The following is a 22,614-nucleotide window of genomic DNA, read 5'->3' as shown; positions in this document are numbered from 1 at the left end:
GGCTCGAGCTGTCCGGCGTGTTCATTCCGGTGCGCGTCCTGCTCCCCACGTCCGCCGACCTCACCGCCGCCCCGGCGGCCGGACCGTCCCCACCGTCCCCGGCCGCTAGCCCCACGAGGTCCCGCACCGACCTGGGCGGGGGACGGCCGTCCTTAGAATCGGCGGTCGATCGCCGTGCCGGGGGAGGGGGACCGCGGATGGAGCCGACCGGGGCGTTGGCGGAGTCCGACTGGGAGGCGCATCGTCCCGCGGTCTTCGGGGCGGCCTACCGGATCCTCGGGACCGTGGCCGAGGCCGAGGACGTGACGCAGGAGGTCTGGCTGCGGGCCGCCGCCGCCGACCTGTCGGACGTGCGGGACCTGCGGGCCTGGCTGGTGACCCTGGCCGCCCGGACGTCCTTCAACGTGCTGAAGTCGGCCCGCGTCCGGCGCGAGTCCTACGTCGGCCCCTGGCTGCCCGAACCGCTGCTGACCGGCCCGGACGCGTCCGCTCAGGTGATCATGGACGAGGCGGTGAGCACCGCGATGCTCGTGGTCATGGAGACCCTCAGCCCCGCCGAACGGGTCGCGCTGGTGCTCCACGACGTCTTCGGCCTCCCGTTCGGGAGGATCGCCGAGGTGCTCGGCGGCGCGCCCGCCGCCGGCCGCAAGCTCGCCTCCCGCGCCCGGGCGAGGGTCGCCGCGGTCGAGGAGCGGCCGCGGGCCGGCCGCGCCGAGACCGACCGTGTGCTCAGGGCGTTCAAGGCGGCCGCCGACGCGGGGGACCTGGCCGGCCTCGTCGAGCTGCTGCACCCCGACGCGGTGTACGTCGCCGACGGCGGCGGCGAGGCGACCGCGGCGCGCGCGCCGGTCCGGGGCGCGGGCCGGATCGCCCTGCTGGCGATCAGGCAGGTCGAGATCAGGCGTCCCGACGCGTTCCGTGTCATCGAGGTCAACGGGTACCCGGCCCTCGCCACCTACCGTGCGGGGACGTTGGTCTGGCTCGACACCGTGGAGGTCGCCGGCGGGCGGATCACGGTGTTCAGGAGACTGGTCAATCCGAAGAAGCTCGCTCACCTCGGTCACGTTTGAGTCCGCTGTCTTGACTCCCTGCCGGTTCCCTCCGATCCGCGGAGGGCGAGGCTGGGAGAGGACGACACGATGGCGCACGTTGTGATCATCGGAGGCGGTTTCGCGGGCGTGTGGAGCGCGGCGGGAGCGGCGCTGGCGCGCGGGGACGCGGACCTGCGCGTCACGCTCGTCGCGCCGGGCGAGCACCTGGTGCTGCGACCGCGCCTGTACGAGCCGGAGCCGGACCTGGCCAAGGTGGAGCTGAGCAGGATCCTCGGTCCGATCGGCGTCGAGCACCTGCGGGCCACGGTGAGCGCGATCGACGCCGAGCGCCGCACGGTGGCGGCCGACGGCGCGGAGATCGGCTACGACCGCCTGGTGCTGGCGGCGGGCAGCAGGCTCGTCCGGCCCCGGAACCTGCCCGGGGCCGACCGCCTCTTCGACATCGACACGCTGGACGGCGCCCGGCGGCTCGCCGACTTCCTGCGCGGCCGGACGGACTGCTCCGTCGTGGTCGTGGGCGCCGGATTCACCGGCCTGGAGATCGCGACCGCCCTGGCCGCCCGCTGTCGCGTCCTGCTGGTGGATCGGTCCGAGACGGTGGGGAGCCGGTTGGGCCCGGGCCCGCGTGAGGAGATCGAGGCTGCGCTGGACGAACTCGGTGTCGAACGCCGCCTCATGACGACGGTGACGGAGGTCGGCGACGGATACGCCGTCCTGAGCGACGGCGCGAAGGTCGAGGCGGACGCGGTCGTGTGGTCGGTGGGGATGAGGGCGAGCGAACTCACCGCACAGATCTCGGACGACCTCGATCACCTCGGACGGGTTCCGGTCGACCGGTGGCTGCGCGCCCGGCCCGGGGTGTTCGTCGCCGGGGACGCGGCCAGGGCGGCGTTCGACGACGAGCACACGGTCCTGCAGGCGTGCCAGCACGCCACCCCGCTCGGGAAGGTGGCCGGATACAACGCGGCGGCCGACCTGCTCGGCGTCCCGCCGCGCGACTTCACCCCCGGCCCCTACGTCACCTGCCTGGACCTGGGCGCCGCCGGCGGCGTCTTCACCCGCGGCTGGGACCGCAGGGTGATGGCGTCGGGCGCCGCGGGCGCGGACATCAAGAGGCGCATCAACCAGGCGATCCACCCGCCGGTCGACGACGCGTCCGCGATCCTCGCCGCCGCCGACCGCGTCCACATCGAACTCCCCTTCTTCCCGTGATCGTCCGCGGGATGTACCGGCGCAGGCCGCCGTTCAGGACGCTCTCGACCAGTGGCGCACAACCTGCGCGGACGTCTACCGCCACCGCTGCATCGACACCGGCGGCATCGTCCGATCCGCGCTGGACCTCACCGACCGAGCACGTTGACGGCGGAAAGACGCCAGAGCTTCGCGGGTGACGACTGTTGGGTGGGACGCACTTCCAGTGCGTTTCCCTACCAACAGGACGGAACCCATGTTGATGGTCGGCACCGCGCCGTCGTCCCGCTCGTCGATGACGGGCTGGGCGGCGGTGCTCGCGGTGACGATGGGGATCTTCTCGATCGTCACCACCGAGATCCTGCCGATCGGGCTGCTGACGTCCATCGGCTCCGGCTTCGCCGTTTCCGATGGGACGGCCGGGCTGACGATGGCCTTGCCCGGGTACCTGGCGGCGGTCGCGGCTCCCGCGGTCACCGTCGCCACGGCGCGGATCGACCGGCGGCTGATGCTGTGCGCCTGCATGTTCCTGCTGGCGTCGGCGAATTTCGTCGCGGCCGCGGCGCCGGGCTACTGGGCGATGCTCCTTTCACGTGTGCTGGTCGGGATCGTCATCGGCGGCTTCTGGTCGATCGGCGCGGGGCTGGCGGACCGGCTGGTGCCCGGACCCTCGACGCGCCGGGCGACCGTGGTGATCTTCTCGGCCGTCCCGCTGGGGTCGGTCCTCGGCGTGCCGCTGGGGACCCTGATCGGGGACCTGGCGGGGTGGCGGGCCAGTTTCACGGTGATGGGCGTGCTGTCCACGGCGGTGCTCGTCGCGCTCGCCGTGCTGCTTCCGCCGCTGCCCGCCGAGCACGTCACCCGGCTCGCCGTGCTGCGCGGCATGACCCGGAACGCGGGCACCCGGTTCGCGCTGCTGGCGACCTTTCTGATCGTCATGGCGCATTTCGGCGCCTACACATATGTGACGCCCTTCCTTGAGCGGGTCACGCACGTGTCATCAGGAATGATCACGGTGTTCCTGCTGACTTACGGCGTCGCCGGAATCCTCGGCAATTTCCTGTGCGGTACGGCCGTCGCCCGCCACCCGTACGCGGCCTTCGGCCTCGCCGGAGCGCTCATCGCCTTCGCGACGCTGGCGTTCCCCGTTCTTGGCCGATGGGACGCGGGCGCCGTCGCCCTGCTGATCGTGTGGGGCGTCGGCTACGGCGCCGTTCCGGTCTGCTCGCAGGCCTTGTTCGTCAGGGCGGCCCCGCACGCGCCGGAGGCCGCGTCCGTGCTGTTCACGGCGTCCTTCCAGGCGACCCTCTCCACCGGCGCCCTGGCCGGAGGCTTCGTGGTGGACCACACGTCCCCATCGACGATCATGCTCCTCGCCGGGGCCACGGCCAGCGTCATGACGATGACCGTCCTTTCCCGCTCGGCGCGTCAGCGGGAGTCTTCGGTGAAGCGGCCGTAGGTGCCGGTGTAGCGGAGGAGGGGGGCGGGGGTGGTGTTCGAGGGGGCGAGGTGCTGGATGCGGGCCACGACTATCACGTGGTCGCCGGCGGGGTGTTCGGTGTCGATCTCGCATTCCAGCCAGGCGAGGCCGCCGTCGATGATGGGCAGGCCGGCGGGTGACGGAGTCCAGGTGATGCCGTGGAACTTGGCGGGGCCGGAGGTCGCCAGACGCTGCGCCTGGTCCCGTTGGTCCGCGGCGAGGAAGGTCAGGCAGAGTCCTTCGCTGGAGCGCATCCGGGGCCAGGTGGTGCTGGTGTGGGCTACGCAGAAGGAGATCAGGGGAGGGTCCAGCGACACGGCGGTGAACGAGTCGACGACCAGGCCGACCGGGGTGCGGGAGTGCAGGCCGGTGACGGCGGCCACGCCGGTGGCGAAGTGGCCCAGCACGGCCTTGAGCGAGGCCGCGTCGAACCGGGCGGGGTGGGTGCCCATCGTCATTGGCGGAGTCCCGCCGCCAGGCCGATCGTCTCCGCCGTCAGGGGCAGGCCCGGCTCGTCGCGGACGAGGGCGACGAAGTCTTCGATGGTGTTCACGCGGGGTTCCCTTCGGGTGATCTGCGAGACGCGGATTCCAGCGGAATCGCGCCGCGCTCGCGCGGGACCTCGGGCGGCCTGCGCCCCTCCTGGATCGGCACTGGGACGATCCTCGCGGGAGGGGCTTAAGAGCACCTTAGGCAGCCGTCTCGCGTTCCCCGTCGGGTCAGTGCGCGATCGCTCCGGTCGTCCAGAGGTCGCCCTCGGGCTGGGCCGCGCGGCCGGACGCGGCCATCAGGCGGGCCAGCGCGGCGCGCGAGCCGATCCCCAGCTTGCGGTAGGTCCTGCTCAGGTGGACGTCGATGGTCCGCGGGCTCAGCGACAGCTCCTCGGCGATCTCCCGCGTCCGCTTGCCCATGCCGGCCAGCTCGGCGATCTCGCGCTCCCGCGCCGTCAGCAGCGTCAGCCGCTCGTCCACGGGGGCGGCGGGGGGACCTGAGACGCGCAGCCGGACGCCGCGGACCTGCGGGTCGATCGCGCGGATCCCGTTGCGCCGGGCGAGCTCGTCGACCAGCGCCAGCGTCGCCTTGACCTCGCCGGGCCGGCCGTCCGCGGCCAGGCACGCCGCCTTGGCGGTGAGCGCGAGCGCCTGGGCGTGCGGCAGCCCCGCGACGCAGAACAGCTGGGCCGCCCGCTCGTACAGGTGCCGCGCGCCGCGCGCGTCGCCCTCGGCGCGGGCCGCGTGCCCGCGCGCCGCCAGGGCGAACGCCCGGTGCGCCGGGAGGCCGACGGCGTCGGCGATCTGCTCCGCCTGGCGCGCCCACGCCTCGACCTGCCCGGGGGGCACCGCCGGCTCGGCGTCGTGCCCGCCGAGCGCCGCGGCGGCGCCGGTGAGGGTCTCCAGCGACGACGAACGCAGCACCGCCGGGAGATCCCGCTGGTCGAGGCCGCCCACGTCGAGCAGCAACGTGAGGCAGCGCCGCGGGTCGCCGCCGAGGCGGGCCGCGGTGGCGAGCGCCATCGACGCGAACGCGCCCCAGTAGAAGTCGTGCCCGTGCAGGATCTCCTCGGCCTGCTCGCCCAGCCGGACGGCTTCCTCGCCCTCGTCCCGCCAGGCGGCGCTCAACGCCTGGACGGCGATCGAGAGCCCCTGCGGGTGCACCGCGTTGATGCGCTCGGCGATCTCCCGGGCCTCGGCGGCGAGCCGTCCGCCCTCGGTCGGACGGCCGGTGACCACGTGCGTCATGGCCGCGCCGAGGAGCAGCACGGACAGCACGTGGACGTGCCCGTACTTGCGGGCGATCGCGACGCCCCGCTGGAAATGCCGGCGCGCGTCGCCGAACCGGCCGGTGAGGGCCTCGGCCCAGGCCAGCACCCCCAGGTACTCCGGATGGGTGGCCAGATCGGTGTCGGCCAGCCGGTTGGTGAGCGCGGCGCTGTCGGCCAGCACCCCGACGGCGCCCTCGATGTCCCCGTTGAACGCGTCGCACAGGCCGCTCAACGCCAGCGCGCCCGCCTCGGCGACGAGGTCGCGGTGCTCGCGGGCCAGGCGCTTGGTGAGGTTCACGAGGTCGCAGGACGGCACGTCCCCGTCGAGCGCGCCGATGACGCCGTGCTCGATGAGCAGGGCGGTCGCCTCGCGCGGCAGGTCGTCGGTGCCGAGCCGGGAGAACTCGCCCGCGAGCAGGGCCCGCGCCTCGGTGTAGTTCCCCAGCAGGCATTCGATCAGCGCGCAGAAGGCCACGGTGTCGACGCGGGGGCCGATCGAGTCCTCGGGAAGCAGCCGGAGGGCTTCGTGCAGCAGGTCGCGGCTCTCCCGCAGCCGGCCGGTGAGGCCGAGGGCCCGGGCGAGCATGAGCATCAGCCCGCCCCGTTCGAGGTCCTCGTCCTCGGGCGTGATGCGCACGGCGAGGCGCAGCCAGCGCGCCGCGGTGGCGGGGTCCTGGAAGAGGACGTCCTCGGCGGCCCGGCGCAGGATCTTCCGGTCGCCGGGCGTGGCCCTCGCGATGCACCGCTCGATGTGGATGGCGAGCCGCCCCGCCGATGCCCCGCGTCCGGCGAGGAAGGTCGCCGCCCGGCGGTGCGCCCCGACATGCCACCCCTGGCCGGAGCGCCTGTAGACGAGCTGCCGCACGATGGGGTGACGGAACGAGAAGGAAGAAGAACGTTCCATCGGCCGCAGGAGGTCGCGGTGGGTGAGGTTGGCCAGCGCCGCGTGCGTGCGGTCCAGGTCGGTCTCGGCCACCGCCGCCAGGGTCTCCATGTCCCAATCCTCGCCGAGGACGGCCGCCGCCGCGACGATGAGCGACTCGCACGGGCCCAGCCGTCCGATCTCGTCCAGGATCAACGTCGCGAGCTGCTCGGGGACGTCGCCCTGCGAGCGCATGCCCGCGAGGGCGAGCAGGTAGAGCGGGGTGCCCTGGCTCTCCTCGTGGAGTTCGCCGAGCCGGTGGTCGTCGGCGGGAAGGCCGAGGAGGGCGGCGGACTGCGCGCTGGTCAGCGGAGGAAGCTCGACCCGGCGTACCGTGCCCAGTTCGAAGCCGTGGGCGAGCGCGCCCCGCAGCCGGGCGGACGCCTGCAACGGCCGCTGGGCGATGACGACGAGCAGAGGCGCCTCCACGCGGTGCTGGGCGAGCTGTTCGATCAACTCGATGGAAGTGTTGTCGGCCCATTGGAAGTCGTCGAGCAGGATGACCAGGCCGTTCTGGTCCCGGGCGGAGGAGATCACGCGGTCCGCGAGGAGACGGACGAACGGCGCGTAGTCGCGGTCCGGGGTCTCGGCGGGCCAGCCCCAGTGGTCCGGGGCGCCGACCGCCGGGTCCTGGCGCTCCGGCGGCGCGGCGTCGGCCGGGCCGGTGGCGGGGCCCTCGTCCGGGAGCAGGTGCGCGAGCGCGCGGACCGGGGCGTCCCGGCCCTTCTCGGTGCAGCGCCGGCTGAGGACGGTGAGACCGCGCGTCGCGGCACGGGAGGCGACCTCGGCCAGCAGGCGGGTCTTGCCCATGCCCGGTTCGGCGACGACCTCGATCAACTGGGCGGGGCCGCGGCCGCCCAGGCGGTCCACCGCGGTCCACAACTCGGCCGCCTCGGCGCGGCGGACGAGATGAATCTCGGGAGCTCTCCGGATCTTTGCCACAGGCGACTGAGTCCTTTCGCCGCACCTCGGCGGGCCGGCCGGGGCCGAAACCGACAATCCTGGCCATGGACAGGAGGCTCAAGGCATGGTTAGTAGGCTAACAGATTTTGGTGTAAATCCGATAGGTTAAGTAGGATATCACCCTCCATATTGGACGATCTGGCAATTCGCCGTCGTTTCCCCTCCGTCCGGCCGCGATAAATGCGCCTCGAATGCGGGCGTCCGCCCGCCTGACCTCCCGGGTTCGCGTGTCGGGCCCAGAGCGCGGCTGGCCTGTATTGGTCACGCGGGGACGCGCGAGGGAAGAGCGGTGCCGCCGGGGACGCTCCCGCGCCAGGACATCCGTGGTGAACGGCGTTCGAGTACCATGGAAGCACTAGGAGACGTCTACGTTCACTGGAGGCGGAGGATGGGCAGGGCCGCCGCCGTCGGACACGCCGACGACGCCGCGGGAGCGCCGCGGCGCCATGGGGCGGAGCTCCAGCAGGCCATCTTCGACGCGGTCTTCGAGCAGTTGAGCGACGTCGGCTTCACCCGCATGACGATGGACAGCGTCGCCCTGGCCGCCCGCACGGGCAAGGCCGCCCTGTACCGCCGGTGGAGCAACAAGAAGGAACTCGTCCTCGACGCGCTGAGCAGCGTCCTGCCGTCGCCCTTCGACGTCCCGCCCGCCGAGACCCTCCGCGACGACCTGGTCGCCCTGCTGTCGTGCGTCAAGCAGGGCGCGGACGCGACCTGCGCCGGAGCGTTCACGGTGGTGGCCGTCGAGGGCGACCGCGACTTCCGCGCGATCTTCGACCAGCGGGTGCTGCGGCCCTGCAAGGAGCTGATCCTGGAGGCGCTGCGCCGGGGCGCCGAGCGCGGCGAGGTCGCCGCGCCCATGGTGGACCCGCTGGTCGCCTCGGTCGGCCCCGCCCTCCTGCTCGACCACGTCATCGCGGGCGGCGGCCGGATCCCGGAGGCGCTGGTGACCGGGATCGTCGACCGCGTCCTGCTGCCGCTCGCGGCGGGACACGGCGCCGGATCCGGCGCCGCCCGCGGCACGGCGTCCGCCGACCGGGCCGGTCAGCCCGTGACCGACACGCCGTCGCGCGCCAGGCCGACGGCCTGGGCGAGCAACTCGTAGGAGCGGACCCGCGCCTCGTGGTCGGGGATGCCGGTGAGGGCCATCAGCTCGTCCGCCCCGGTCTCGGCCAGGAACTCCGGCACCTTCTGCGCGAGCGTCTCGGGACCGCCGACGAGCTGCGGGCCGAGGTACTCGTCGAGCAGCTCCCGGTCGCCCGTCGTGTAGACGAAGGTGTCGGCCTCCCGCTGGGTGGGCAGCGGGTCGCCGACGGGGACGCCGCGCCGGTGCAGCACGTACGTCAGCCCCATGGGCCCGATGAGGCGCTGGGCCTTGGCGTCGTCCTCGCCCGCGACGACCATCGCGCAGACGATCGAGTGCGGGCGCCGCAGGTCGGGGGAGGGGCGGAAGTGCTCGCGGTAGGCGCCGATGGACACCGCCGTCAGCTGCGGCCTGATCTGGTGGGCGTAGGCGTAGGGCAGGCCGAGCAGCCCGGCGAGCTGGCCGCTCGCCGGACTGGAGCCGAGCACCCACACCTGCGGGCGGTGCTCGCCCGCCGGGACGGCGTTGATCAGGCTCTTGGACGGGCTGCCGTCCGGCCCGGCGAAATAGCCGAGCAGCTCGGAGATCCGCTCGGGGAAGTCGTCGCCGGACGAGGTGCGGTGCAGCGCCCGCGCGGTGAGCGGGTCGGTGCCCGGTGCCCGGCCGAGGCCGAGGTCGATCCGCCCGGGGTGGATCGCCTCCAGGGTGCCGAACTGCTCCGCGACGACGAACGGCGGGTGGTTCGGCAGCAGCACCCCTCCGGACCCCACCCGGATCGTGGACGTGACCCCGGCGACCATGCCCGTCATGACGCCGGGGACGGACGTCGCCAGGCTCGGCGTGTTGTGGTGCTCGGCCATCCAGTACCGCTGGTATCCGAACCGCTCGACCCGCCGGGCCAGGTCGAGGGTGTCGCGGAGCGCCTGGGACGCCGTCGACCCGCGCCACACGGGCGCCACGTCGAGCACGGACAGGGGGATTCGGCTGGCCTCGGTCGATGGAGGGGTCATGGAGAGCTCCCAATCATGGTCGTCAGGAGGGGCTGGGTGTGGTGGTCGCCGCGGGACCGGCGTTCCGCAGTTCGGGCAGGGCGGACAGCAGTTCCCGGGTGTGCTCGTGCCGGGGGCGGGCGAAGACCTCGGCGGCGTCGCCGGTCTCCACGACGCGGCCGTCCTTCATCACGATGACCCGGTCGCTGACGTGGTAGATCACGCCGAGGTCGTGCGAGATGAACAGCAGCGCGACCCGCAGCCCCCGCTGCAGGTCGGCGAACAGGTCGAGGATCTGGGCCTGCACGGACACGTCGAGGGCGGACACCGGTTCGTCGCAGACGATCACGTCCGGCCCGGGGGCGAGGGCCCGGGCGATGGCCACGCGCTGGCGCTGGCCGCCCGACAGCTGGGCGGGGCGCCGGTCCAGCAGGGCGCCGTCCAGCCCGACGAGTTCCAGCAGGTCGGTGATCCGGTCGCGGCGGCGGCCGGGGCCGTCCCGCAGCCCTTCGGCGACGATCCGCTCGACGGTGTAGCGGGGATCGAACGAGGCGAGCGGGTCCTGCTGGACGAACTGGATGCGGTGGCGCAGCGGACGGCGGGCGGGCTCGCGCAGCGCCGACCACGGGCGGCCGTGCAGGGAGACCGACCCGGCGTCGGGCTCCAGCAGGCCGAGCACGATCCGGGCGACGGTGGACTTGCCCGATCCCGACTCGCCGAGGACGCCCAGCGTCTCCCCGGCCTCCAGGGTGAACGAGACGTCCTCGACCGCGGTGCGGCGCCGCCGGCCGACGCCGCGGTAGGTCTTGGTCAGCCCGGTCACCTCCAGGACGCGGCCGCTCGCGACCTCCGGCGGCGCCTTCGCCGGCGGCGCGGGCGGGGCGAGCGGCGCGGGCGGCTCCAGGCTGAGGCGTGTTCCCTTGGCGTGCGCGGACGGGACGGCGGCCAGCAGCCTGCGGGTGTAGGGGTGCTCCGGCTCGGTGAGGATCCGCTCGGTCGGGCCCGTCTCGACGAACGCGCCGTCGTGCATGACCGCGATCCGGTCGGCGAGCCGTCCCACCACCGCGAGGTCGTGGCTGACGAGCAGGATCGCCACGCCGTCGGCCTTGCGGGCGGCCAGCAGGTCCAGGATGCGGGCCTGCACCGTGACGTCCAGCGCCGTGGTCGGCTCGTCGGCGACCAGCAGTCCCGGGCCCGCGGCCAGCGCCGTCGCGAGCACGGCCCGCTGGCGGAGCCCGCCGGACAACTGGTGCGGGTACTGCTGGGCGCGCAGGTCGGGCTCGGGGATCCTGGCCAGTTTCAGCAGTTCGACGACCCCGGCCCGGACGTCCGACCGGCGGGCCGCGCGGTGGTTGCGCAGTCCTTCGGCGACCTCGGCGCCGACCTTGCGCAGCGGGTCCAGCGCGGACAGGGCGTCCTGCGGCATGAACCCGATCAGCCCGCCGCGCACCTCTCGCCATCTGCGCTCGCTCATGCCGAGCAGGTCCTCGCCGTCCAGCGTCAGCCGCCGGGCCTGGACCCGCGCGCCGGGGCCGGGCAGGCCGATGAGGGTCCGGGCGGTCACGCTCTTGCCGGACCCGGACTCCCCGACGACCGCGAGGCACTCGCCGGGCGCGACGGTGAAGTCCACGGTCCGCACGGCCTGGACCACGCCCTGGGCGGTGCGGAACGCGACCTGGAGGTCCTCGACGCGGAGCAGGGGCTCAGAGGTCGACATGGCGCCGCCCCTCGAACCTCCGCCGCAGGCTCCGGCCCGCGACGTTGCACGCCACGACGGTCGCCGTCAGCACCAGGCCGGGGAACACCGCGACGGCCCAGTCGGCGGCGAGGAAGCTCCGCCCCTCGGCGAGCATGGCGCCCCACTCGGCCGTCGGCGGCTTCGGTCCGAGGCCGAGGAAGCTCAGCGACGAGCCGCCGATGATGGCCGCGCCGACCTGGACGGTCGCCAGCACCAGCACGGGCGGCAGCGCGTTCGGCAGCGTGTGCCGCAGGTGGATGTCGAGCGGGCGCCGTCCGAGCGCCCGCGCCGCCTGCACGTAGTCCGACTCGCGGATCACCAGCATCTGGCCGCGGATCAGCCGGGCGAACCCCGGGGCGCTGGACATCCCGATGGCCAGCGTCGCGTTGAGCGTGCTGCCGCCGAGCACGGCGACCACGAGCATCGCGAGCAGCAGCCCGGGGAAGGCGAGGAACACGTCGGTGGTCCGCATGACCAGTTCGTCGGCGGCCCGTCCGCCGAGGGCGGCCAGGGTGCTGAGGACCGAGCCCGCGACGACCGCGAACGCGGTCGCGCCGAGCCCGATGGTCACCGACGCGCGCGTCCCGTACACGATCCGGCTGAGGATGTCGCGGCCGAGCTGGTCGGTGCCGAACGGGTGGCCGGACCCGGGCCCGGCCAGGGCGTGCGCGGGATCGACGGCGTTGGGCTGGTGCCCGGCCAGCAGCGACGGCCAGAGCGCGGCGACGGCGACCAGCGCCAGGAACGTCCAGGCCAGCGCGGCACCGGGCCGGACGCGGCGGTCTCCGGCCCCGGCCAGGCGTTCGGCGCCCGCGACGGCGGTCACGGCGCCGCCTCCCGCAGCCGGGGATCGAGGATCCGGTACAGCAGGTCGACCGCGATGTTGAGCACGGTGAAGGCCGCGGCGGCGAGCACGACGATGCCCGTCACCAGCGGCAGGTCGTGGCCGGAGATGGCGGTGGCCAGCGTCCGGCCGAGGCCCTGGCGGCTGAACACCGACTCGACGATGACCGCGCCGGTCAGCAGCGTGCCCATCGTCCAGCCGGACATCGTCACGATGGGCGTCAGCGCGTGCCGGAGCGCGTGCCGCAGCCGGACGGCCGTCTCACCGGACCCGCGGGCGCGGGAGCTGAGCGTGAACGGCTCGTCCAGCGCGCGTTCCAGGCCCTCGCGGAGCACCTGGGTGTACGCCCCGGCGATGCCCAGCGCCAGCGTCACCGCGGGCAGCGCCAGGCCGCGCGGTCCGGTGCCGTCCGTGGCGGGGAACAGGTGGAGCCGGAACGACAGGAACGTCAGCAGCACGATCCCGGTCCAGAAGGACGGGGTGGAGACCGACAGCAGCTCCAGCGCGGCGGAGACCCGGCCCACCAGCGGGCGGCGCCCGGCCGTGGCGGTGGCGAGGACGATCGCCGTCCCGAGCGCCAGGACGAATCCCGCGACGGCCAGCTCCACCGTCGAGCCGAGCTGGGTGGTGATGACGCGCCACACCGGCTGGTCGAGCTGGTAGGAGCGGCCGAGGTCGCCGGTGGCGAGGCGGCCGAGGAACCGGGCGTACTGGTCGGCCACCGGCCGGTCGAAGCCGAGGTCGTGCCGGACGTGCGCGACCAGCTCGGGCGGCGGGGAGGGGTTGTTCAGCACGGCGTAGGTCGGGTCGCCCGGGGTGAGCTGCAACGTGGCGAACGTGACCGTGGCCGCGCCGAACACCACGATCAGCGACAGGAGGAGCCGGCGCAGGATCCAGCCGGTCAGGCCGTCCGGCGCCCGCCCCTCCCTTCGCTTCACGCCTTGCCCCCCACCGTCACGTCATAGAAGAGCGGGTAGGCGTTGGGCTCGAAGGACAGTCCCTTGACCTTGCTGGAGTAGCCGACCAGGTCGGCCGGGACGTAGCCCGGCAGCGCGAGCGCGTGCTCGGTGACGAACCGCTGCACCCGCACGTACGTGGCCACGCGGGCGGTCTGGTCGTCCGAGCTCTCCGCCTCGTTCAGCCAGCGGTCCAGCTGCGGGAACCCGCTGCCGAGGATGGCGCCGCCGCCCTTGGCGGAGCTCTGCGCGCTCGTGAAGAACAGCCGCAGGATGTCCGGCTCGTCGCGCACGAAGCTGGACGAGTACAGGTCGAGGTCGCCCTTGACGTACTCGCGGCCGAAGGTGCCCGAGTCCGCCGGAGTCAGGTCGATCTTGAACCCGGCCTGCTTGGCCTGCGCCTGGATGCCCTGCGCGACGACCAGGAACTTCGCCAGGAACTGCGGGACGTACGGCCAGCGCAGCTCCAGCGGCTTGCCGCCCTTGGTGCGGTAGCCCTGCGCGTCGCGGGCGGTCCAGCCCGCCTCGTCGAGCAGCCGTCCGGCGAGCGCCGGGTCGTACTTCCAGGTGCCGGGCGCCGCGCTGTCGTAGCCGAGCGTCGACGGGCTGAGCACGCTCCACGCCCGCTCGAACTGCCCGAAGTAGGCGGATCTGACCAGCGCGTCGAGGTCGACCGAGCGCACCAGCGCGGTGCGCACCCGCTCGTCGGAGAGCGGGCCCCGCGAGGCGTTCAGGAACGTCGTGAACACCACGCCGGGGATGTCGGCGTGCGCGAGGCGCAGCCCGGAGGACGCCTTGAGGGTCTTCACGTTCACCGGCGGCACGTCGTCGATGGCGTCGACCTGGCCGCTGGTGAGCGCGCCGAACCGGGCGGCGTCCTCGGTGACGAACTTGACGGTGATCCTGTTCAGCCGCGCGGGCCCGGTGTGCGCGGCGGTCGGCGGCCCCCAGGCGTACTTGGGGTTGCGCTTGAGGGTGAGGCTGACGTTGTGCGTCCAGCCGTCGAGGCGGAACGGGCCCGACCCCACCGGCCGGGTGCAGGCGGCGCCGGGCGCTTGCAGCGACGACGGCGACTGGATGCCGAGGTAGGTGGTGCTGAGCGCCTGGAGGAACGGGGTGCTGCGCCGCTTCAGCCTGATCCGCACCGTGCGCTCGTCCGCGGCGGTCGCCTCGTCGAAGGCGCTGATCAGCCGGGCGGCGTAGATGGACTTCGTCCGCGGGTCGACGATGTGGTCGAGGCTGGCCTTGACCGCGGCGGCGTTCAGCGGCGTCCCGTCGGAGAACGTGACGCCCTGCCTGAGGGTGAAGGTGTAGGTCTTCCCGTCGGGGGAGACCGTCCACTTCTCGGCGAGCCACGGCCGGAGCTGCCCGTCGGGCGCCATGGCGACCAGCGAGTCGAAGATGTTCCGGCCGATGAGGGCCACCACGTCCTGCGGGCTGACCGCGGGGTCCAGGCACTGCGGCACCTGGTCGGTGGCGAAGGTGAAGGCGCCGCTCTCGGCCGCCTCCCCCGACCCGCAGGCCGAGGCCGCCGTGGACAGTACGGCGGCGGCGCCGAGTAGGGCGATGGCGCGTTTCGCGTGCGCGGGGTTCATGGCTCCTCCGGTCAGTCGCTCGACGGCACGCTCAGCCGACCGGTCTCCAGGTCCGCGTTCGCCTCATAGGCCATGCTCAGCTTCCTTCCGCCGTGCTCGGTTCCGGGTGGGTCGTGTGAAGTCCCACCAAGGATCGTCGCGGGAGCTGAAGCGACCCCTTGGAGCCGTCTTAAGCGGGACGGGACGGCCGGACGTCAGGCTTCGGCGGCCTTCGCCTCCGCGGCCTCGGCGGTCTCGCCGGTCTCGGCGGGCGTCCCCGCGTCGGGCGCGGGACGGCGGCGCGCGGTGAGGCTGATGAGCAGGATCACGACGGCGAGCGCGGCCGCGACGAGGAACGCCCGGGTGAAGCCGTAGGTGAGCACGTGCTCGGCCTGGCGGGCCGGGGAGAGCCCGGCGACGGGGTGTTCGGCCTCGTGCCTCGCGGCCGTCCCGGCGACGGTGACCAGCGCGGCCAGTCCGAGGCTGCCGCCGATCTGCGACATGGTGTTGAGCATTCCCGAGGCGGCGCCCGACTCGTCGGACGCGACGCGGGCGGCGGCGCCCACGGTGGCCGGGACGAAGATCAGGCCGGCCCCGATGCCGAACAGCACGAGCGGGCCGAGGACGCCGGTGAGGTAGCTGCTGTTCTCGTCCAGGAAGCCCAGCCAGACGAGCCCGGCGACGGTGACGGCCGCTCCGATCGCGGTGGGGGCCTTGGCGCCGATCTTCGGCAGCGCCGACGCCGTCTGCTGGGCGGCGAGGATCAGCACCAGCGACAGCGGCAGGAAGGCGAGCCCCGCCTTGAGCGGCCCGAACTTCAGGACCTCCTGCAGGAACTGGGCGAGGAAGAAGAACATCGCGAGCATGCTGCCCGCGATCAGCAGCAGGATGAGGTAGGCGCGGACCCGGTCGGCGTCGCGGAACAGGTGCAGCGGCGTGATCGGCTGGCGGGCCCGCGACTCGACGGCGACGAACAGCAGCAGCGACACCACGCCCAGGGCGATCGAGCCCAGCGTGATCGAGTCGCGCCAGCCGTCCGACGAGGCGTGGATGAACCCGTAGACCAGCGCGCCCATCCCGACGGTCGAGGTGACGGCGCCGGCGATGTCGAACCGGCCGGGCTGCCGGTCGGCCTCGCGGATGAACCGGGGCGTGAGCACGAGCACCAGCACCGCGATCGGGACGTTGATGAACAGCACCCAGCGCCACGACAGCACGTCGGTGAGGACGCCGCCGACGATGAGGCCGAGGGTCGACGCCGACCCGGAGACCGCGCCCCACAGGCCGAGGGCCCGGGTGCGCTCGGGCCCCTCGGCGAAGCTGGTGGAGATGAGGGCGAGGGCGGACGGCGAGGCCAGCGCGGCGCCGAGGCCCTGCGCGGCGCGGGCGCCGAGCAGCCAGCCCGAGTCGGGGGCCAGCCCGCCGACCAGGGACGCCACGCCGAACAGCGCGACCCCCGCCATGAACACGGCACGGCGGCCGAGGATGTCCCCGGCCCGGCCGCCGAGCAGCAGCAGCCCGCCGAAGACCACCGTGTAGGCGTTGAGGACCCAGGCCAGGTTGTCGGCCGAGAAGCCCAGCGAGCTCTTGATGTGGGGCAGGGCGATGTTCACCACCGTGACGTCCAGCACCAGCATGAGCTGGCAGCCGAGCAGCGCGGTGAGGACGATGCCGGAGCGTTGCCGGTAGGGCGGCGGGCTTGTGTCACTGGTCTGGGCGGTCGCCATCGTGGCTCCAGGGAAATGAGGTCGTGGGAACGTGCGGGAGCGGAGTATGCGCACTTCGTCCCGCATGTAGGGAACGTCGACGTCTACAGCAACTATAGGGCGTAGTGAACGTGGACGTCTACAGGAACGCGCATCCAGTGGACGCGGACGTTCCCTGCGCGCCGAAGCCGCTGGTCCGCGAGACCGCCGGTCGCGGACGAAGGCCGTCGTCCCGGCGACCGGGGCGACGGCGGCGTGGCGGCGTGGCGGCGTGGCCGCGGGGGACGCGGCCACGCCGCCGGAGGGCGCCGTTCCGGGACGCCGTGCGGCTCAGCCGAACCAGGTCTTGAGCGCCAGTCCCAGTCCTTCGGGGTCGGAGCCATCCTCGTGCGCGTAGGCGATGTAGCCGTCCGGGCGCACCAGCACCACCGCCGCGCCGATCTCCTCGACGGGCTCGGCGCGCACCAGGTCGACCCGCCCGTCCCAGTTGGACACGTCGCCGGTCTTCGCGTCGCCGTCCGAGAGGTCCAGCAGCACCCCGTGCCCGGCGCGCAGGGTCTCCGCCACGGTGCGCTCGCCGTCGGGGGTGGCGAGCGCGGCGTTCGGGATGCGGCGGCCCTCCAGCGGGTGCGGGCCGCCGGCGCGGTCGGGGTACTCGAAGTCGTAGGTGACCGCGATGCCGGTCACCATCTCGATGAGGTGCCTGCGCACCTCCTTGTACTGGAGCAGCTCGCCGAACAGGTCGCGCAGCGGCCCGATCTTCCCCACCGGGTGCAGCAGCGCCAGCTGGGCCTCGGTGTTCCGGGCGACCCGCGCGGCCACCGGGTGCCGCTCGGCGTGGTAGCTGTCCAGCAGGCCGGGCGGGCCCCAGCCGTTGATCTCGGCGGCCAGCTTCCAGCCCAGGTTCACCGCGTCCTGGATGCCGGAGTTGAGGCCCTGGCCGCCCATCGGGTAGTGGACGTGCGCCGCGTCCCCGGCCAGGAAGATCCGGTCTTTGCGGTACTCGGTGACCTGCCGGCTCGCGTTCCCGAACCGCGACAGCCACCGCGGCTTGCCGACATTCGGCTCCTCGCCGGTGATGGCCTTGACGCTGGCGCGCAGCTCGTCGAGCGTGACCTCCTGGTCGTCGGGCGGGAGCTGCGCGTCGAACTCGGTGGTCATGATGCGCAGCACGTCCGGGCCGAGCGGGATCGCTGCGTACATGCCCTTGTCGGGGTAGAGGGTCGTCTCGATGCCGTCGACCGCGTCGTACTCCTCGACGTCCCCGAGGACGCCGTGGTAGGTCGAGTCGGTGCCGGGGAAGTCGAACCCGGCCAGCCTGCGGACGGCGCTGCCGCCGCCGTCCGCGCCGACCAGGTACTCGCCGCGCAGCCGGTACTCCCCGCCGTCCGCCTTCCGCACGCCGACGCTCACGCCGTCGCCGTCCTGGTCGACGGCCACGACGACCTCGCCGCGCCGCAGGTCCACGCCGAGTTCGCGGGCCCGCTCGTCGAGGATCTTCTCGGTCCGCCACTGCGGGACGATGTAGGTGAAGGTCGTGTCGAAGTCGCTCAGGTCCATCCACATCAGCGCGAAGTGCGCCCGGGGCCAGACCGGGGTGTCGTCGCCGAAGCGCTCCAGCAGCCCCCGCTGGTCGAGGGTCTCCAGGGACCGCGCGTGCAGCCCCATGCCCCGTGATTCCCCGGAAGGGTCGAGGAGCTTCTCGATGACGACGGCGTGCACGTTGGCGAGGGCGAGTTCGCAGGCGAGCATGAGTCCGGTGGGGCCGCCGCCCGCGATGATTACGGTTGGGTCCATGATTCAGCTCCAGATCGCTTCCGGTGGCTTGCTGGGTTCGTTCCGCCCAGGGGCTGGGCAGGGCTAGATCGTTCTTTCGAAGTCGCTCTCGGCGGCGCCGTCGAGTCCGGCGCGGAGCCGCGCGACGAGCCGGGCGAGGGTGGGCTCCTCGAACACGACGGTCGCGGGGAGTTCCACCCCCGTCGCCTCGGCGAGCAGGTTGCGCAGTTCCAGTGCCGAGAACGAGGTGATGCCGAGTTCGACCAGGTCGACGTCCGGCTCGATCTCCTCGGGGGACGCGTGGCCGAGCGCGGCGGCGGCATGCGTTCTGACCAGGGTGGTCAGCAGCCGGTCCCGCTCGTCGTCCGACGCCGTGGCCACGAGTTCCCGCCAGTCCGGGCCGGTGGCGCCGTCTCCTGTGCCGGACGCGGATTCGGGTGTGGAGCGCAGCTCGTCGAACAGCGGTGGGACGGGTCCGGGAACGGCGTCCCAATCCGTGTCGGCGAGCAGGAGGGACGGTTCGCCCTCCGCGCCGAGCGCGGCGGTGACGCCCGGCACGTCCGCGCCCGGGTCCCATGCCACGGAGGCGGCGGGGAAGCCGGCCGCGCGGCGGCCCTCGGCCAGCGCGTCCAGGAACGCGCGGGCGACCGCGTCGGCGGGCCGTCCCGGAACCGGCAGCAGCGCGCCCGAGCGGGTGCGGAACACCAGCAGCGGCGGCTCGCCGGTCCGGGTCAGGGCGTCGATCTCCACCGCCGCCTTCACCAGCGTCTTCAGCTCCGCGGCGAAGTCGTCGTAGGCGGGCGCCGCCGCGCTGTCCGGGTCTGCCGAGGCGGGCGCCGCGGCGTCGAACACGATCTTGGTCAGTGCGTGGTCCGCCGGGATCGCGGCGAGCAGGTTCCGCAGCCCGGACGTGTCGGCCGGGTCCCAGCTCGTCGTGTCCCTGGCGTTCAGCTCCGGCGGAGCGGCGACCACCGTGCAGGCCGCGCCCGTGCCGGCCCGCGCGACCAGGTCCTCGTCGACCCCGCGCGGCGCCAGGACGAGGACGGTCCCGTCCCCGCGCGGCGGGAGGCCGGACGGCGGCGCCGCGCGCACCAGCCGCCTCGCCAACACGCCGGACGCGCGGAACGCCAGTTGGTCGCGGTCGGCGGCGGCGCGCAGGGTCCGCGCGAACGCGGCCGGCGCTTCGGCGTCCGGGCCGACCGGCAGGTCCGCCAGGCCCACCCGGCCCGGACGCTCGGCCGCCAGCGATTCGCCCAGGCCCCAGAGCGCGGCGCGCGACGGGTCTGGCGGAGGGTCGGCGGGATGGGCGGCGACGGCATGCTGTGTCGCGAGCCAGACCGGGACGTCGACGTCGGCCACCGCGCGGACCAGCTCGGCGGCCCGCTTCGGCGCGCGGTCGTCGAAGGCCAGCAGCGCCAGGACGCCGTCGATCCGGTCCGGGATCGGGCCGGTCGGCGCCGGCTCGTCTGTTTGGAAGGGCAGCTTGACGACGTCCAGGCCCTCGGCCCGTAGGGCGTCCAGGAGCGGCTCGGCCGAGGCCGCGTCCACCTCGTCGGGGACGAGGACGGCCCAGCGGCCGGGCGTCCCGCCGCTCGGCCCGTCCGCGACGGGCCGCCAGACCGTCCGGTAGCGGGTTCGGCGGCTGCGCCGCCAGCGTGACAGGGCGGGCACCAGGGCTCCGATCGCCAGTTCCTCATGCGGCTCGGCCTCCAGGGCCGCGGTCAGCGCCTCCAGGTCGCCGCGGTCGACGGCGTCCCAGAACGCGCGGTCCGGGCCGTCGAGGTCCGCTGGCGCCGCCGCGGGCGCGTCGGTGTTCAGCCAGTACCGGTCGCGCTCGAACGCGTAGGTGGGCAGGTCGGCCGCGACCGGGCCGGGGCCGAACGCGGCGGACCAGCTCACCGGCGATCCGGCGGCGTCCAGCGCGGCGAGGGCGGTCAGGAACGTGCGCGCCTCGGGGCGTCCGGCGCGCTGCACCGGGATCGCCTCGGCGTCCGAACCGGAGCGGCCGCGCCGGACCATCGCGCTCAGCACGGCGTCGGGCCCGAGTTCCACGAACGTCGTCACGCCTTCGGCGCGCAGGGTCGTGATCCCGTCGGCGAAGCGCACGGTCCCGCGCAGGTGCCGGGCCCAGTAGCCGGGATCGGTGAACTCCGCGCCGCCGGTCGCGCCCGTCACATTGGAGATGACCGGGAGCGTCGGCGGCTGGAACGCGAGGGCGTCCGCGACCGCGCGGAACTCCTCCAAGATCGGTTCCATGTGCGGGGAGTGGAACGCGTTGCTGACGTTCACCCGCCGGGTGCGCACCCCTTGTTCCGCCAGCCGTCCGGCCAATTCCCGCACCGTCTCCGCGTCCCCGGACAGCACCACCGAGTCGGGTGTGTTCACGGCCGCGATCGAGACCTGATCCTCGTGGCCGTGCAGGAGTTCGTGGACCGCGTCCTCGGGGGCGTTGACCGCGATCATCTCGCCGTCCCCGGCGTCCTGCATGAGCCGGGCGCGTGCGGCGATGAGCCGGGCCGCGTCGGGGAGCGTGAGGACTCCCGCGAGGTGGGCGGCGGTCAGCTCGCCGATCGAGTGCCCGAGGAAGTGCGTCGGGACGATCCCGAACGACGTGATCAGCCGGTGGAGCGCGGTCTGGTGGGCGAACAGCGCGGGCTGGGTGTAGAGGGTCTGGTCAAGCAGCGCCGCGCCCGCGGAGCGCGGCGGGGCGAACATCGTGTCGCGCAGCGGCTCGTCCAGGTGGTCGGCGAACTCCGCGCACGCCTCGTCCAGGGCCTCGGCGAAGACGGGGAATCGCTCGTACAGGTCCCGGCCCATCCCGGCGCGCTGCGAGCCCTGTCCGGTGAACAGGAACGCGGTCGCACCCGAGGGCCTCGCGGCCCGGTACCGCGTCACGTTCGGGGACGGCTCGTCCCGCGTGAGCGCGGCCAAAGCGCGGGCGGCCTCGTCCCGGTCGGCGGCGACCACGACGGCCCGGTGCTCGAAGGCCGTGCGGGTGGTCGCCAGCGCCCGGCCGACCGCGCGGGGCCCCGGCGCGGCCTCGGCGCGGACGAAGCCGAGCAGCCGCTCCGCCTGCCCGCGCAGCGCGCCGGGCGTCCTGGCCGACAGCGTCCACGGCACGATCCCGGACGCGCCGTCCCCGTCGTCTTCCGGCTGCTCCGGTTCCGGCTCGTCGGGCGGTTGTTCGAGGATGACGTGGGCGTTGGTGCCGGAGATGCCGAAGGAGGAGACGGCGGCGCGGCGCGGGCGGCCGGTGTCGGGCCACGGTTGGGCTTGAGTGAGGAGCCGGACGCCGGAGTCGTCCCAGTCGACGTGGGGTGTCGGCGCGTCGATGTGGAGGGTCTCCGGGAGCGTCCGGTGCCGGATGCCCAGGATCATTTTGATGATGCCCGCGGTGCCCGCGGCGGCCTGGGTGTGGCCGAGGTTGGATTTGATGGAGCCGAGCCAGAGGGGCTTGTCGGGGTCGCGTTCGCGTCCGTAGGTGTTGATGAGGGCTTGGGCTTCGATGGGGTCGCCGAGGGTGGTGCCGGTGCCGTGTGCCTCGACGGCGTCGATGTCGGCTGGACCGAGACCGGCCTCCGCGAGGGCGCGGTGGATCAGCCGCTCCTGGGACGGTCCGTTGGGCGCGGTCAGCCCGTTGCTCGCCCCGTCCTGGTTGATCGCCGAACCCCGGACGAGCGCCAGGACGCGGTGGCCGTTGCGCCGGGCGTCGCCGAGCCGCTCCAGCAGCACCAGCCCGGCCCCCTCGGACCAGCCGGTGCCGTCGGCGGAGGTCGCGAACGACCGGCACCGCCCGTCGGGCGACATCCCGCGCTGCCGGCTGAACTCGACGAACACACCGGGTGTGGACATCACCGTCACCCCGCCCGCCAGCGCCAGCGAGCACTCGCCGCGCCGCAGCGCGTGGGCCGCCAGATGGACGGCCACCAGCGACGACGAGCACGCGGTGTCGACGGTGACGGCCGGGCCCTCCAGGCCGAAGGTGTAGGCGACCCGGCCGGAGGCCACGCTCGCCGCGCTGCCGCTGCCGAGGAAGCCCTCGACCTCGGCGGGCGCGCGGCCGAGCCGGGCCGCGTAGTCGGCGTAGATCACCCCGGCGAACACCCCCGTGGCGCTGCCGCGCAGGTCCGCCGGGACGATGCCCGCGCGCTCGAACGTCTCCCACGCGACCTCCAGCAGCAGCCGCTGCTGCGGGTCCATGGCGAGGGCCTCGCGCGGGCTGATGCCGAAGAACGCCGGGTCGAACGCGTCGGCGTCGTGCAGGAACCCGCCCTCGCGGCTGTAGCTGGTGCCCGGATGGTCGGGATCGGGGTCGAACAGGCCGTCCAGGTCCCAGCCCCGCCCGGCGGGGAAGCCGCCGATCGCGTCGCCGCCGTCCGCGACCAGCCGCCACAGGTCGTCCGGCGAGGCGACCCCGCCCGGATACCGGCAGGCCATGCCGACGACGGCGACCGGCTCGGCGCCGCCGGACTCGACGTCCGCCAGCCGCGCCCTGGTGCTGTGCAGTTCGGCCGTCACCCATTTGAGGTATTCGACGAGCTTCCCGTCGTCCGTCTCGTGCGTCATCATCTCTTCTC

14 protein-coding genes are annotated in these 22,614 nt (G+C 73.8%); 4 read left to right on the top strand and 10 right to left on the bottom strand.

What is annotated here, in order from left to right; all coding sequences use genetic code 11:
* Positions 1 to 197: 197 nt before the first annotated feature.
* The 3 genes from sigJ to FXF68_RS01460 all read left to right on the top strand — a co-directional run bounded on the left by sigJ (position 198) and on the right by FXF68_RS01460 (position 3,702).
* Positions 198 to 1,070, top strand: a complete 873-nt coding sequence (gene sigJ / locus FXF68_RS01470) for an RNA polymerase sigma factor SigJ (protein WP_148757000.1) — start codon at positions 198 to 200, stop codon at positions 1,068 to 1,070.
* A gap of 69 nt (positions 1,071 to 1,139) precedes the next feature.
* Entirely contained in the window at positions 1,140 to 2,264 is a 1,125-nt protein-coding gene (locus FXF68_RS01465) for an NAD(P)/FAD-dependent oxidoreductase (protein WP_148756999.1), read from the top strand.
* Positions 2,265 to 2,499: 235 nt separating this feature from the next.
* Positions 2,500 to 3,702 carry an MFS transporter gene (locus tag FXF68_RS01460; RefSeq protein ID WP_222869763.1) on the top strand — a complete coding sequence of 401 codons (1,203 nt, stop codon included), beginning with the start codon at positions 2,500 to 2,502 and terminating at the stop codon, positions 3,700 to 3,702.
* Here the strand turns inward: FXF68_RS01460 and FXF68_RS01455 are convergent.
* Together FXF68_RS01455 and FXF68_RS01450 are read right to left on the bottom strand one after the other, a co-directional pair.
* Positions 3,672 to 4,181, bottom strand: a complete 510-nt coding sequence (locus tag FXF68_RS01455) for a flavin reductase family protein (RefSeq protein WP_148756998.1) — start codon at positions 4,179 to 4,181, stop codon at positions 3,672 to 3,674. The two genes, FXF68_RS01460 and FXF68_RS01455, sit on opposite strands and share 31 nt — an antisense overlap.
* Positions 4,182 to 4,442: 261 nt before the next feature.
* Positions 4,443 to 7,349, bottom strand: a complete 2,907-nt coding sequence (locus FXF68_RS01450) for an ATP-binding protein (protein ID WP_187437654.1) — start codon at positions 7,347 to 7,349, stop codon at positions 4,443 to 4,445.
* A gap of 409 nt (positions 7,350 to 7,758) precedes the next feature.
* On the opposite strand from FXF68_RS01450, the gene FXF68_RS01445 reads away from it, so the two are divergent.
* A complete protein-coding gene (locus tag FXF68_RS01445) occupies positions 7,759 to 8,475 on the top strand; it encodes a TetR-like C-terminal domain-containing protein (protein ID WP_187437653.1) in 717 nt (238 codons plus the stop codon).
* On the opposite strand, the gene FXF68_RS01440 is transcribed toward FXF68_RS01445, so the two are convergent.
* From FXF68_RS01440 to FXF68_RS44605, 8 genes are all read right to left on the bottom strand, one after another.
* A complete protein-coding gene (locus FXF68_RS01440) occupies positions 8,415 to 9,464 on the bottom strand; it encodes an LLM class flavin-dependent oxidoreductase (protein ID WP_148756995.1) in 1,050 nt (349 codons plus the stop codon). The genes FXF68_RS01445 and FXF68_RS01440 overlap by 61 nt on opposite strands.
* 22 nt (positions 9,465 to 9,486) lie before the next feature.
* On the bottom strand, positions 9,487 to 11,160 hold the full coding sequence (locus FXF68_RS01435) for a dipeptide ABC transporter ATP-binding protein (RefSeq protein ID WP_148756994.1): 1,674 nt from the start codon (positions 11,158 to 11,160) through the stop codon (positions 9,487 to 9,489).
* A complete protein-coding gene (locus FXF68_RS01430; protein WP_148756993.1) occupies positions 11,147 to 12,007 on the bottom strand; it encodes an ABC transporter permease in 861 nt (286 codons plus the stop codon). The genes FXF68_RS01435 and FXF68_RS01430 overlap by 14 nt, the downstream gene beginning before the upstream one ends.
* Positions 12,004 to 12,963, bottom strand: a complete 960-nt coding sequence (locus tag FXF68_RS01425; protein WP_222869762.1) for an ABC transporter permease — start codon at positions 12,961 to 12,963, stop codon at positions 12,004 to 12,006. The genes FXF68_RS01430 and FXF68_RS01425 overlap by 4 nt, the downstream gene beginning before the upstream one ends.
* Positions 12,960 to 14,576 carry an ABC transporter substrate-binding protein gene (locus tag FXF68_RS01420; RefSeq protein WP_148756992.1) on the bottom strand — a complete coding sequence of 539 codons (1,617 nt, stop codon included), beginning with the start codon at positions 14,574 to 14,576 and terminating at the stop codon, positions 12,960 to 12,962. The genes FXF68_RS01425 and FXF68_RS01420 overlap by 4 nt, the downstream gene beginning before the upstream one ends.
* 194 nt (positions 14,577 to 14,770) lie before the next feature.
* Complete coding sequence (locus FXF68_RS01415) at positions 14,771 to 16,282, bottom strand: MFS transporter (RefSeq protein WP_187437652.1); 1,512 nt, start codon at positions 16,280 to 16,282, stop codon at positions 14,771 to 14,773.
* Positions 16,283 to 16,591: 309 nt separating this feature from the next.
* A complete protein-coding gene (locus FXF68_RS01410; RefSeq protein ID WP_222869761.1) occupies positions 16,592 to 18,058 on the bottom strand; it encodes an FAD-dependent monooxygenase in 1,467 nt (488 codons plus the stop codon).
* 63 nt (positions 18,059 to 18,121) lie between these two features.
* Complete coding sequence (locus FXF68_RS44605; RefSeq protein ID WP_222869760.1) at positions 18,122 to 22,603, bottom strand: type I polyketide synthase; 4,482 nt, start codon at positions 22,601 to 22,603, stop codon at positions 18,122 to 18,124.
* Positions 22,604 to 22,614 lie beyond the last annotated feature (11 nt).

This window comes from Actinomadura decatromicini (genome assembly GCF_008121305.1).
GTDB lineage: Bacteria > Actinomycetota > Actinomycetes > Streptosporangiales > Streptosporangiaceae > Spirillospora > Spirillospora syzygii.
The sequence above is the reverse complement of the archived record's forward strand: the minus strand, read 5'-3'. Positions and strand labels throughout refer to the sequence as shown.